This is a genomic window from Leifsonia xyli subsp. cynodontis (genome assembly GCF_050632205.1).
In the GTDB taxonomy this organism is placed as follows: domain Bacteria; phylum Actinomycetota; class Actinomycetes; order Actinomycetales; family Microbacteriaceae; genus Leifsonia; species Leifsonia xyli_D.
The window spans coordinates 61,788-74,156 of sequence record NZ_CP192578.1; the positions used below are offsets into that span (position 1 = coordinate 61,788).

At 71.7% G+C, this 12,369-nt stretch carries 11 protein-coding genes and 2 pseudogenes; 5 read left to right on the top strand and 8 right to left on the bottom strand.

The features are described 5' to 3' along the window. Positions 1 to 21: 21 nt before the first annotated feature. Positions 22 to 1,020, bottom strand: coding sequence for a LacI family DNA-binding transcriptional regulator (locus ACQ86M_RS00335; RefSeq protein WP_431247922.1), 999 nt, complete (start codon positions 1,018 to 1,020; stop codon positions 22 to 24). A gap of 143 nt (positions 1,021 to 1,163) precedes the next feature. Here ACQ86M_RS00335 and ACQ86M_RS00340 point away from each other — a divergent pair, with 143 nt between their 5' ends. Then, positions 1,164 to 2,777, top strand: a complete 1,614-nt coding sequence (locus ACQ86M_RS00340; protein WP_431246640.1) for an alpha-amylase family glycosyl hydrolase — start codon at positions 1,164 to 1,166, stop codon at positions 2,775 to 2,777. A gap of 211 nt (positions 2,778 to 2,988) precedes the next feature. Here ACQ86M_RS00340 and ACQ86M_RS00345 read toward each other — a convergent pair whose 3' ends face one another. The 3 genes and pseudogenes from ACQ86M_RS00345 to ACQ86M_RS00355 all read right to left on the bottom strand — a co-directional run. Beyond that, complete coding sequence (locus ACQ86M_RS00345) at positions 2,989 to 3,912, bottom strand: aldose 1-epimerase family protein (protein WP_431220075.1); 924 nt, start codon at positions 3,910 to 3,912, stop codon at positions 2,989 to 2,991. Between the two features lie 65 nt (positions 3,913 to 3,977). Continuing rightward, positions 3,978 to 4,094, bottom strand: a complete 117-nt coding sequence (locus tag ACQ86M_RS00350; RefSeq protein WP_431247923.1) for a helix-turn-helix domain-containing protein — start codon at positions 4,092 to 4,094, stop codon at positions 3,978 to 3,980. A gap of 1,034 nt (positions 4,095 to 5,128) precedes the next feature. Then, a pseudogene (locus ACQ86M_RS00355) lies at positions 5,129 to 5,428 on the bottom strand (PucR family transcriptional regulator ligand-binding domain-containing protein); the annotation flags it as partial. Positions 5,429 to 5,520: 92 nt separating this feature from the next. On the opposite strand from ACQ86M_RS00355, the gene gabT reads away from it, so the two are divergent. Then, entirely contained in the window at positions 5,521 to 6,882 is a 1,362-nt protein-coding gene (gabT, locus tag ACQ86M_RS00360) for a 4-aminobutyrate--2-oxoglutarate transaminase (protein WP_431246641.1), read from the top strand. Continuing rightward, complete coding sequence (locus tag ACQ86M_RS00365) at positions 6,879 to 8,366, top strand: NAD-dependent succinate-semialdehyde dehydrogenase (protein ID WP_431246642.1); 1,488 nt, start codon at positions 6,879 to 6,881, stop codon at positions 8,364 to 8,366. The genes gabT and ACQ86M_RS00365 overlap by 4 nt, the downstream gene beginning before the upstream one ends. Before the next feature lie 27 nt (positions 8,367 to 8,393). On the opposite strand, the gene ACQ86M_RS00370 is transcribed toward ACQ86M_RS00365, so the two are convergent. Further along, on the bottom strand, positions 8,394 to 8,618 hold the full coding sequence (locus ACQ86M_RS00370) for a three-helix bundle dimerization domain-containing protein (protein ID WP_431246643.1): 225 nt from the start codon (positions 8,616 to 8,618) through the stop codon (positions 8,394 to 8,396). A 58-nt stretch (positions 8,619 to 8,676) separates the two neighbouring features. On the opposite strand from ACQ86M_RS00370, the gene ACQ86M_RS00375 reads away from it, so the two are divergent. Continuing rightward, complete coding sequence (locus ACQ86M_RS00375) at positions 8,677 to 9,369, top strand: PhzF family phenazine biosynthesis protein (protein WP_431246644.1); 693 nt, start codon at positions 8,677 to 8,679, stop codon at positions 9,367 to 9,369. A 103-nt stretch (positions 9,370 to 9,472) separates the two neighbouring features. Here ACQ86M_RS00375 and ACQ86M_RS00380 read toward each other — a convergent pair whose 3' ends face one another. From ACQ86M_RS00380 to ACQ86M_RS00390, 3 genes and pseudogenes are all read right to left on the bottom strand, one after another. Beyond that, positions 9,473 to 10,966 (bottom strand): catalase, encoded by a 1,494-nt coding sequence (locus ACQ86M_RS00380; protein WP_431246645.1) that lies wholly within the window; start codon positions 10,964 to 10,966, stop codon positions 9,473 to 9,475. A 31-nt stretch (positions 10,967 to 10,997) separates the two neighbouring features. Then, a pseudogene (locus ACQ86M_RS00385) lies at positions 10,998 to 11,420 on the bottom strand (Fur family transcriptional regulator); the annotation flags it as partial. A gap of 30 nt (positions 11,421 to 11,450) precedes the next feature. After that, positions 11,451 to 11,645 carry a hypothetical protein gene (locus ACQ86M_RS00390; RefSeq protein WP_431246646.1) on the bottom strand — a complete coding sequence of 65 codons (195 nt, stop codon included), beginning with the start codon at positions 11,643 to 11,645 and terminating at the stop codon, positions 11,451 to 11,453. A gap of 163 nt (positions 11,646 to 11,808) precedes the next feature. Between ACQ86M_RS00390 and ACQ86M_RS00395 the strand changes: the two genes are divergently transcribed. Then, positions 11,809 to 12,357: a hypothetical protein gene (locus tag ACQ86M_RS00395; protein WP_431246647.1), complete on the top strand. Its 549-nt coding sequence runs from the start codon at positions 11,809 to 11,811 to the stop codon at positions 12,355 to 12,357. Positions 12,358 to 12,369 lie beyond the last annotated feature (12 nt).

Here is a 12,369-nt window from a genome sequence, read left to right on the forward strand (position 1 = left end):
GCCCTGTCAAGCGGGATGAGCTCACGCCGACTCGCGGACCACCAGCAGCGGCGCGACCGGTGCGTCGAATCCGACGTCCGTCCCTTCGATCTCGGCCACCAGACGCGCGATGCACCTGCGGCCGAGCTCGGCGAAGTCCTGCCGGACCGTGGTCAGCGGCGGGGTCAGGTACGCGGCTTCCGGGATGTCGTCGAAGCCCACCACGGCCAGGTCGCGGGGGATCGACCGGCCCGCCCGGCCGGCGGCGAACATCGCGCCGAGCGCCATCTGGTCGTTCGACGAGAACACCGCCGTGATTGCCGGGTCGGCCAGCAGCTCGGCGCCGATCGCAGCCCCCGATGCGGCCGTCCAGTCGCCGTCGCGCGACACAACCGGCTCGGCTCCTGCCGCCTCCATCGCCTGCAGGAACCCCTCCCGCCGGGCCCGCGCCTCCGACCAGTCGGCGGGGCCGCTGAGGTGCGCGATGCGGACATGCCCGCGGTCGAGCAGATGCCGGGTCGCCAGCCGCGCGCCCTCGATCTGGTCGACGAAGACACCGTGGTCGCCGGCCGTGCCCGCCCCGTGCAGCGTGATCGACGGGACGCGCAGGGCCACCGCATCCATCGCATCCTGGATGCGCTGCTGCGGCGCGACCACGACGATGCCCTCGACCGCCTGCGCGCTCAGCTGCTCGAGCGCCGCCTCGACGGCCGGGGCATCCAGCGACGCCGCATGCGCCACGGTCACGAAGTACCCGGCGTCGCGCGCGGCCTTCTCGATCGCATCGATGCTCGACGCCGGGCCGAACAGCGACGACGGGGATGCGACCAGCACGCCGATGGTCGTCGAGCGCGCGGTGGTCAGCATCCGGGCGGCCCGGTTCGGCCGGAAGCTCAGGTGCTCCATGGCGGCGAGCACGCGCTCGCGGGTCTCGGGCCGGATGCTCGGGTGGTCGTTGAGCACCCGTGAGACGGTCTGCCGCGATACCCCCGCCTCGGCGGCCACCTCGCGGACGCCCGGCGCCCGCCCCTGCTCCTCCACATCCACACTGTAGGGGATGCGGCCGGCGTCGGAGATTCGGCCGCATTTCGCCCGAATCTCCTGCCGGACTGCCATTCGAAGGAGATGCGAGCGCTCTCCTCCTTCGTTACCCCGAATGCACGAAGCGGGCGTATTAGTGGAACGTGGCGAACACGGACACCGCGGACACCGCGAACTCGACAGACCGGGATGGATGGGCGAACGGCTGGGCGGGCGACCCCGGCGAATTCGTGTACGGGCTCGACCTGTCGCGGTTCGCGGACAGCGACGGCGACGGCTTCGGCGACTTCGCCGGGGCGCTGGAGCACCTGGACTACGTCGCGTCGCTCGGCGTGACCTGGATCTGGCTGCTCCCGTTCTATCCGAGCGAGCGCCGGGACAACGGATACGACGTGGACGATCACCTCGCCGTCGACCCCCGCTTCGGCGACCTGGACGATCTGCGTGCGTTCCTGAAGCGAGCGCACGAACTGGGGATGCGCGTCCTCATCGACGCGGTGCTGCACCACACCTCCGACCGCCACCCGTGGTTCGTGGCGGCCCGGGAGGACCCGCACTCGACCGACGGCAGGTTCTTCATCTGGAGCGAGGACGACTCGACCGAGCCCGGCGACCACCCCATGTTCCCGGGCGAGGACGACGAGGTCTGGCGGTACGACGAGCAGGCCGGGCACTACTACCACCACCAGTTCTACGCGTTCCAGCCGGACCTGAACGCCACCAACCCGGACGTGCTCGATGAGATCGTCCGCGTGCTCGGCTTCTGGCTCGAGGTGGGCGTCGACGGCTTCCGGATCGACGCGGCACTGCTCATCGTGCAGGGCAAGGGGCGGCCCGACACGGATGTGGACGACGGCACGTTCTTCGACGAGCTGCGGCGCCGGCTGCGCGAGGTGAAGCACGACGTCGCCCTGATCGCGGAGGCCGACGAGTCGCCCGAGCTGATGGCGGCGCTGGTCGAGAACGGCCGCTTCGAAGCGGTGATCGACTTCACCCTCAACAACGCGATCGTGTTGGCGCTGACGCGCGGAGAGGCCCAGCCGATCCAGGATGCCCTGAGTCGGCTCGACGACAGCATCCCGGCGGATGCGCGGCTGAACTTCCTGCACAACGCGGACGAGATCGACCTGCAGCAGCTGAGAGACGACGAGCGACGGGAGGCGTTCGAGCATTTTGCGCCGGAGCCGGAGATGCTGATCTACGGCCGGGGCATCCGCCGCGGCTGGGCCCCGATGATGCAGCCGGCCCAGCGGGTCCGGATGACGGTGAGTCTGCTGTATGCGCTGCCGGGGGTGCCTCTGCTCCTCGCCGGGCAGGAGCTCGGCGTGGGCGACGACCTGTCGATCGAGGGACGCGGCGCGGCCCGGACGACCATGCAGTGGGACGACTCCCGGTGGGGCGGCTTCACGACCGCATCCTCGTCGCCGCTGACACTGCCCGCTCAGGCCGAGGGACCCTTCGGGTTCGCCGAGGTGAACGTCCGGGCGCAGGAGGCGGACCCGGACTCGCTGCTGACGCTGGTGCGCCGCATCTCCGAGCTGCGGCGCGCGAAGAACGCGGTGGCGGGTGGATGGACGGCGCTCGACCTCGGCGCGCCCGCCGTCCTCGCCCTGAAGCGGGACGGGCTGATCACGCTGCACAACCTCTCGGGTGAGGAGGCCGAGGTCGACCTCGGCGACGACTACCGGGCTGCGCTCGCCGAGGGCTGGGACGGCCGGACCCTCGCGCCGTACGGCTTCGCCTGGCTGCACACCTGACGGCTGTCCCGCCGGCCCACGGCGGCGCAACGACGGGGTGTCGAGACCATGGTGAGCGCTTCGACACGGCGTATAGTCCGCCGGGTGGCGGAGCGCCCGTAGCATCGCAGTGCGCGCGGCCCGTCGTGGAGGGCCGCGCGCATTCTCGTCTGCAGGGTGCGGCCTGAGGGGTGCGGGCTGCGGAGTCCGGTCGGGGTCGGCGTCCGCCCGGTCAGACTGCGCGGATGGTCCAGGATGCGGAGGCCGACTCCCCGGGCTCCAGCACGATGAGGTCGGTGCCCGAGTTGTACGCGTCCGGGGGGCACGTCATCGGCTCGACGGCGAGGCCCAAACGGTTAAGCTCCGCCAGGGGCTGGTCGGCGGTGTGGACCTGCACCCAGGGGCAGTCGGCGCCCCACACCATCTCGACGCCCGTTCCCGAGGGAGCGGTCAGCCGCACCGTGGCCAGGCCGTCCGCCGTCCGGGTGAGGCCGGTGAAGGCGTGGTCGATGAACGTGTCGCCGATGCGCCGGGCCTCGCGGAAGTCCCACACGCCGCCCTCGGCCGATGCGACATCGTCGAGGCCGGTCGGGATGAGGCGGTCCTCCGTCACGGCGAGCACCTGATCGGCCGGCAGGGTCAGCGTCCAGTCGTCCACCCGTCCGTCGCCGGCGACCAGGTAGGGGTGCGGTCCGGTTCCCCACGGGGCGCGGGTCGGCCCGGCGTTCGTGCCCGTCACCGTGGTGTGCAGGCCGGTCTCGTCGAGGGAGAACGTCACGCTGACGTCGATGCGGTGCGGATATCCGGCCTGCGCCTCGATGGTCGCGGCGAAGGTCACGTCGCTCGCCGAGCGGTCGACCGCCTCGAAGTCCAGCCATGCGGCCAGGCCGTGTAGCGCGTGCCCGCGGTTCGGCTCCGTGAGCGGCAGCTGCTGCTCCTCCCCGTCGAAGGTGTAGCGTCCGTCGACCACCCGGTTCGGCCACGGCGCGAGCGTCGCGCCACGGAAGGCGGGGCGCACCTCATCCGCGTCGAAGGGGACGATCAGGGGCCGGCCGTCGAACTCCAGCGTCCGCAGCGTCGCTCCGACCGACGCGATCGTCGCGTGGTAGTCGCCCGCGCTCAGGCCGAAGTGGGTTCCGGAGATGGGTGTGTTCATCCGCTCATTGTCGCGGAACGGTGCATCCGGCGTCGAGTCCGGGCGGCAACCGCCGGCGAAAGAGGTCAGGCGGATGCGCGCAGTGCGGCGTACAGGTCGGCCCGGGCGGCGAACGAGCTGAGGTCGCGCCCGAGCAGGCGCTCCGCGTCGGCGACCCGCGCACGCAGGGTGTGGCGGTGCATCCCGAGCCGCCGTGCGGCGACGTCGTACACGCCGTCCGCGTCGAGCCAGGTGCGCAGGATGCGGGGAGGGCCGGGTCGGCCGCGACGAGCGGTCGCAGCGAGGTCTCGGCGACGGCGCGGGCGTCCGGCGTGTGCAGCAGGGCGAGCATCCCGGCCGCCGCGACATCGTCGAACGAGGGGACGGGATCGTCCGCGGTCGCCCGGTGCCGGGCCGTCTGCGCCTGTGCGAGCGCGGCCGGCAGCCCGTCGAGGCCGACGGCGGAGGAGAGCCCGCCGCGCAGGTCGAACCGGGTCGCGAGCGCTGAGACGCCCTCGTCGTCGCCCACGACGATGAGCTCCTGCCCGTCGCGGGCGAAGAACCCGTCGGCGTTCGACTCCATCCAGTCGGCGGCCGCCGCGATCGCGGGGCCGTGCAGCACCGCGACGCGGACGGGCGGCTGGGGCAGCGGCCCGAGCACGGGCTCGGCGACGGAGGCCGCGACCGCGACGTCCCCTGCGACCAGCGCCCGCCAGACGGCCGTCCGCAGGCGGGCGCGGGCCGCATCCGCCGCCCGCGACTGCTCCAGCGCCAGGCCGGCGAGGGCCACGACACCGGTGACCACCTGCTGCGCCGCGGGGTCCAGCCCCTCGGAGCCGACGGCGAGCACTCCGCGCAGGCGCCCGGCCGCGCCAAGGGTCTGCAGCGCGAAGGGTCCGGCGTCGGTGCCGACGGTCCCCGCCGCCCGGCGCCCGCTGCGCAGCAGCGGCTCGGCCGCCCCCGACAGCGCGCGTCGTGCGCGGGCGTCCAGGGACCCGGTCGGGTAGCTGCGGGCGACGGCGCCGTCGACGCCCACCAGGGCGACCGGCCGCTCGATCTGGCGGGAGAGCTCCGACAGCACGGCGCCCAACGCATCCGGTCGCAGGGCTGCGAGCGAGATGGCGCGGGATGCGCGCAGCGCCCAGGTGCTGCGGGCGTACGCGTCGGCGGCGACCCGGTCGGCGACGAAGCGGGCCACCGCGATGAACGGCGTGCGGTACGGCACCTCGAACAGCGGCAGGCCGTGCCGGGTGCACGCGTCGACCAGAGCCGCGGGCGTGCCGTCGCGCACGACCTCGGTGCCGAAGCCGATCGCCGCGATCCCGCGCTCGACCAGCCGCAGCACATAGGGCTCCGGCTCCTCCGGCGGCTGCGTCACCAGCAGCACCTGACCCGTTGCCAGGAACGGCGTGGGGTCGGCCAGGTCAGAGCTGTGCGCCCAGGCGAGAGGCGCATCCACGTCGCCCACGGTCGCGGGTGTCAGCAGGCGCAGCCCCAGCTCGGGGCGGGCCAGCAGCTGAGTGAGGGTGGCGGGCATGGGGCTCCATCTGCCAGGGTGTCGATCTGCGTTGCAGCGATTGTACGTCGCGTCCAGGCGGCGATTCGCCTCCGCTTCTTACGATTCCGGACATGACCATCCTCGACACCGCCATCGACACTCCCGTCGGCGGACCCTCGCTCCCGCAGGAGCGCCGGCTCGTCACCCCGATCCCCGGCCCCGAGTCGCGCAAGCGCGCCGAGCGCAAGGCGCAGGCCGTCGCGGCCGGTGTCGGCGCCACCATCCCCGTCTACACGGTCGCGGCCGGCGGCGGCGTCCTCGTGGATGTGGACGGCAACTCCCTGATCGACTTCGGCTCCGGCATCGCCGTCACCGGTGTGGGCAACGCGGCCCCGCGTGTGGTGGAGGCCGTCACCGCGCAGGTCGCCGCCTTCACGCACACCTGCTTCACGGTCGCGCCCTACGACTCCTACGTCGACGTAGCGGAGGCGCTCAACCGCCTCACGCCCGGCGACTTCGCCAAGCGCAGCGCGCTGTTCAACTCCGGCGCGGAGGCGGTGGAGAACGCGGTCAAGATCGCCCGCCATTACACCGGCAAGCAGGCCGTCGTCGCGTTCGACCACGCGTACCACGGCCGCACCAACCTCACGATGGGGCTCACCGCCAAGAACCAGCCGTACAAGAACGGCTTCGGGCCTTTCGCCCCAGAGATCTACCGGGCGCCGCTCAGCTACCCGCTGCGCGACGGCGGCCTGTCGGGCGCCGAGGCGGCCAAGCGCGCGATCACCATGATCGAGAAGCAGATCGGCGCGGCGAACCTCGCCGCCATGATCATCGAGCCGATCCAGGGCGAGGGCGGCTTCATCGTCCCGGCGGACGGCTTCCTGCCCGCCCTGCAGGCGTGGGCCAACGCCAACGGCGTTGTCTTCATCGCCGACGAGGTGCAGACCGGCTTCGCCCGCACCGGCACCATGTTCGTGTCCGAGCAGTTCGGCATCGTGCCCGACCTCATCGTCACCGCGAAGGGGATCGCGGGCGGCCTGCCGCTCTCGGCGGTCACCGGGCGCGCCGAGATCATGGACGCCCCGCAGGTCGGCGGCCTCGGCGGCACCTACGGCGGCAACCCGCTCGCCTGCGTCGCCGCGCTCGCCGCGATCGAGACGTACGAGACCGAGGACCTCGCGGCCCGCGCCCGTCAGATCGGCGACATCCTGTTCGAGAAGCTGGGCGCTCTGCGCGACGCCGACCCGCGCGTCGCCGAGGTCCGCGGACGCGGCGCCATGGTGGCGATCGAGCTCGTCGACCCGTCGACCGGTGAGCCGGATGCGGCGCTGACCGCGAAGGTCGCCGCTGCGGCACACGCCGCCGGCGTCGTCCTGCTCACCTGCGGAACCTACGGGAACGTCATCCGCTTCCTCCCGCCGCTCAGCATCCCGGACCACCTCCTCATCGAGGGTCTGGACGTCGTCGCCGAGGCGGTGGCGGGCGCATGACCATCGTCGACACCACCACGGCCGAGCTGACCGCGCGCGAGTCCGAGCTGCTCGCCCGCGTCCCCGGCGGACTCTTCATCGGCGGACGCTGGGAGGCGGGCACCCGCGATGCGATCCAGGTGCAGGACCCGGCGACGGGACGCGTCATCAAGCGCATCGCCAACGCCACCCCGGAGGATGGGATGCGCGCGCTCGACGCCGCCGTCGCCGCGGCGGACGCGTGGGCGGCCACCGCGCCGCGCGTCCGCGGCGAGATCCTCCGCCGCGCCTGGGAGCTGCTTCAGGAGCGCCGCGAGGACTTCGCGCTCCTCATGACTCTCGAGATGGGCAAGCCGCTCGCCGAGGCGAACAGCGAGGTCACCTACGGCGGCGAGTTCCTGCGCTGGTTCTCGGAGGAGGCGGTCCGCATCTCCGGCCGTTTCGGCCAGAACCCGGAGGGGACGGGCACCATGGTCGTCTCGCAGCGACCGGTCGGTCCGTGCTTCCTGATCACGCCGTGGAACTTCCCGCTCGCGATGGCCACCCGCAAGATCGCTCCGGCACTCGCCGCAGGCTGCACCGTGGTGGTCAAGCCGGCCGAGCTGACCCCGCTGACGACGCTGTTCTTCGCGCAGCTGCTCGCCGACGCCGGGGTGCCGGAGGGCGTGGTCAACGTGATCCCGACCAGCACGGCGCGCACCGTGTCCGAGCCGATCATCGCCGACCCGCGCCTGCGCAAGCTCTCGTTCACCGGGTCGACCCCGGTGGGCCGCTCGCTGCTCGCCCAGGCAGGCCAGAACGTCCTGCGCACGTCGATGGAGCTGGGCGGCAACGCACCGTTCGTCGTCTTCGGCGACGCCGACCTCGATGCGGCGGTGGAGGGCGCCATGCTCGCCAAGTTCCGGAACATCGGGCAGGCGTGCACGGCGGCGAACCGCTTCATCGTGCACGAGTCGGTCGCCGACGAGTTCGCACGCCGGGTCACCGAGAAGGTCGACGCGCTGCGCATCGGCCGGGGCACCGACGACGGCGTGACCATCGGTCCGCTCATCGACGACCGCGCGGTCGCCTCCATGACGGCCCTGGTGCAGGATGCCGTCGACCGCGGCGCCCGCGTGCTCACCGGCGGAAGCGCTCCCGACGGCGACGGCTTCTTCTTCGAGCCGACGGTCATCGTGGATGTGCAGCCCGGCAGCGAGATCCTCCGCGAGGAGATCTTCGGCCCGATCCTCGCGATCACCACGTTCTCCACCGAGGACGAGGCGGTCGCCCGCGCGAACGAGACCGAGTACGGCCTCGTCGGCTACGTCTTCACCCAGGACCTCGCCCGCGGACAGCGCATGATCGACCGCGTCGACACCGGCATGATGGGGCTCAACACCGGGCTCGTCTCGAACGCCGCTGCGCCGTTCGGCGGGGTCAAGCAGTCGGGTCTGGGCCGCGAGGGCGGGCTCGAGGGAATCCACGAGTACCTCAGCACGAAGTACACGCTGATCCCCGCCTGAGCAGGGATCAGAGGGAGAGCGCGCCGATCAGTCGGCGCGCTCTTCCGCGTTGAGCTCCTGCTTCACATCGTGCTCGATCAGCACGGGCACGAAGTCGCGCACCGGCGCGCCGTCGAACCCCTCGTGGTGCTTCTCGACCAGTTCGTCGATCCGCTCCCGCGGCACCTCCGGGTAGCGATCCGCCAGCCGTTCGGCGGCGTGCTCGACGGCGATGTCCTCTTCGCTGGCGTTCTGGCGGTCCTCGATCGTCATGGCGCGATTATGCACCCACGGGGTTAACGGAGGGGATGGCGTCTGCCAGGCTGATGCCATGGATGAGACCATCGAAGTAGTCGTCGTTCGGGTGTTCACGGACGAGAGCGGACGCAACGGCAACGAGCTCGGCATCGTGGGCAGCTCCACGGCCACGGCCTCGCGGGAGCAGGAGATCGCCAACGCGCTCGGCTTCAGCGAGACGGTGTTCCTGGATGCGCTGGACGAGGACGGCCGCGCGGCGACCATCCGGATCTTCACGCCCGCACGCGAGCTTCCCTTCGCCGGGCACCCCAGCGTCGGGACCGCGTGGTGGCTGGCGGACCGCCGCGCTCCGGTGGACGTGCTCCGCGAGCCGGCCGGCGACGTCGAGGTGACGGTGGACGAGGACACGGCGTGGGTGACCGCGCGGCCGGAGTGGACGCCCGACTTCGAGTGGCTCGAGCTCGCGTCCCCGGCTGATGTGGATGCGCTGGATCCGTTCGCGTTCACCTCCGGCCAGCATTACGCCTACGCATGGATCGACGAGGAGGCGGGCAGCATCCGATCCCGGATGTTCGCGCCCGACATGGGGATCATCGAGGACGAGGCGACCGGCGCGGCGGCCATCGCGCTCACCGCCCGACTGGGACGGTCGCTCACCATCGCGCAGGGGGAGGGATCGGACCTGTCGACGGAGCTTCTCGCGGACGGTCGCGTGCGGGTCGGCGGCACCACGGTGTACGACCGCACCATCGAGGCGACGCTCTAGGCGCCGGAAACGGAGGACCTGCAGACGCGACGCGCCGGCAGGAATGGGAAAGGGAGGTGTCCGCAGCCGAACCGGCCGCGGACACCTCCCTTTCCGTTGCGTGCTACTCCGCGACGCCGACGTACTCCGCCGCCTCGTTCGCCGTCTCCGCGCCCGACTGCAGGCGGTCGCGGAGCTGACGGCCGAGCGTCGCGTCGACGTTCGTCCAGTACTGGATGGCCCGCTCGCGGATGTCCTCGCGCTTCACGCCGCTGATCGCCCCCGAGATCGTGTCGAGGAAGCGCTCCTTCGCCGCGTCGTCGTAGACCTCGCGGTAGAGCGTGCCGGCCTGGCCGAAGTCGTCGTCCTCGGCGTGCAGGGTCGCCGCCGAGCGCACGAGCGCCCCGTCGGACTCCCACGAGCCCTCGCCTGCGCGCTCCGGTTGGGCCGCCGGGCCGCCGAACGAGTTGGGCGCGTAGACCGGGGCGTCGGCCGGCTTGAAGCCGTGACGCGCGGCGCCGTCCTGCGAGTAGTTGTGCACCGGCGCGACGGGCCGGTTGACCGGCAGCTCGTTGTAGTTCGTGCCGACGCGGTACCGCTGGGCATCCGGGTACGAGAAGACACGCGCCATCAGCATCTTGTCCGGGCTGATGTCGATGCCCGGCACCGTGTTCGCCGGCGAGAAGGCCGCCTGCTCGATCTCCGCGAAGAAGTTCTGCGGGTTCTCGTTCAGCGTGTGGATGCCCACCTCGACGAGCGGGTAGTCGCTGTGCGGCCACACCTTGGTCAGGTCGAAGGGGTTGAACCGGTACGACTTGGCGTCCTCGTACGGCATGATCTGCACGGAGACCCGCCACGCCGGGAAGTCGCCGCGCTCGATCGCCTCGTAGAGGTCGCGCCGGTAGTAGTCCGCATCCGCGCCGGCCAGCTGCTCGGCCTCGACGCCGGTGATCTCCTCGTTGCCCTGCAGCGAGTGGAAGTGGTACTTGACCCAGAACCGCTCGCCCGCCGCGTTGATCCACTGGTAGGTGTGCGAACCGTACCCGGGCATGGTGCGCCACGACTTGGGCAGACCGCGGTCGCCCATCAGGTAGGTCACCTGGTGCGCCGACTCGGGGGAGAGCGTCCAGAAGTCCCACTGCATGTCGGCGTCGCGCAGACCCGAGCCCGGCAGGCGCTTCTGCGAGTGGATGAAGTCGGGGAACTTGATGCCGTCGCGGATGAAGAACACCGGGGTGTTGTTGCCGACGATGTCGTAGTTGCCCTCGGTCGTGTAGAACTTCACCGAGAAGCCGCGGACGTCGCGCCAGGTGTCGGGGGAGCCCTGCTCACCCGCCACGGAGGAGAAGCGGTGCAGCGTGCGCGTCGAGGCGCCGGGCTGGAAGACGGCCGCCTTCGTGTAGGCGCTGACATCGCCGGTCACGACGAACTCGCCGAACGCTCCGCCGCCCTTCGCGTGGACGATGCGCTCGGGGATGCGCTCGCGGTTGAACTGGGCGAGCTTCTCGACGAGGTAGCGGTCGTGCAGCGCGGTCGCGCCGTCACGCCCCGCCGTCAGCGAGTGCGCGTCGCTGGCGACCGGGCTTCCGGTCTGAGTGGTGGTGTAGTCGTCCGACATCGTTCTCCTCTATCTCGTGTTGCTGAGCGCGCGCGGCGCGCTCCTGACAGGACGGGCACACGCCCCAGAACGTGACCTCTGCCGTGTCGATCGCGTACCCGCCCGCTTCCGACGGGTGCAGGCAGGGCGCGTGGCCCACGACGCAGTCGACGTCGGCGACGGCTCCGCACATCGTGCAGACCACGTGATGGTGGTTGTCACCGACCCGTCGCTCGTAGCGGGCGGCAGAGCCGGCGGGCTCGATCCGCCGCAGCAGTCGGGCCGCGGTGAGGTCGCCCAGCACGTTGTGCACGTTCTGGATCGAGGTTCCGGGGAGCTGCGTCAGCACCGCCCGGAACACCGTGTCGGCGTTCGCGTGCGGGCGGTCCGCCAGCGCTTCGAGCACCGCGACGCGTCCCCGGGTGACTTTCAGGCCGGCCTCGCGCAGTGCGCTCTCGTGCCGTCCCCCGTCCATGCCTCGACCCTAACGGCATGTTTTGAATAACTAAAAATGGGCGGGACCCCGGGCGTGGCGTTCCGAGGAGCCGGACCGGCGGCCGCGGACCACCACCTGTTCCAGCGCGAGGCTCACTGGGCCGACGGCGTTCTGGATCGTGCGCAGCGCCTCCGTCTCGGTCCGTGCGTCCACCGACACCACCATCCGGCGCCGGTCGCCCCTGCGGATCACCGTGAGCTCCATGATTCCCCTTCCCGTCGCCCTCGGACGAAGGCGCTCACCTATGAAGACGGTGTTCGGTGCCGGGTCATGACGAAGCGGGACATCCGGCCGGCGTTCGTCATCATCCGGCGTTCCCACCGTCTTCATTCACGAGACCTGCATTCCGGAAGGGGGCGCGGCAGAGATGACCAGGACGAGCGTCGACGACGCCCCACCGGCGAAGGTGCGATCAGCAGGGGCGCGCCTCCGAGCGGCCCTCGTCCGGCATGCGACGGGTGAGCTCGCGATCTACGGCACCGTCCTCGTGGCCGGGCTCGTGGTCATCGAGAGACGATACGTCGCCGACGCCGCGCCGCTCGCACTCGCCGTGGCTCAGGGGGTCGCGGTCATCTGGGCGGCGCACGTGTTCGCGGCCACGGTCGCACACTCCGCTCTGGGAGACCGCCACCGTGAGCCGGTGCGAGCGGCCCTCGCCCATGCGCTCCAGGCCTCGAGCGGGCTCATCCTCGCCGCGCTGGCGCCCCTGGCGCTGCTCGGCCTCGGGGCGATGGGTGTCGTCGCGGCCGCGGATGCGCTCCTCGCGGCGCTCGGCTCGTCGGCGCTCGCGCTGGCGGCGCTCGGCTACGTCGCCCTGGCTCGCGCCGGGGCGCGGGTGCGGGTGCGGATCGGCGGAGCGCTGCTCATCGCGGCGGTCGGGCTGACCCTGGTCGTGCTGAAAGCGGTCGTCCATTGACGCGGCGTGGAG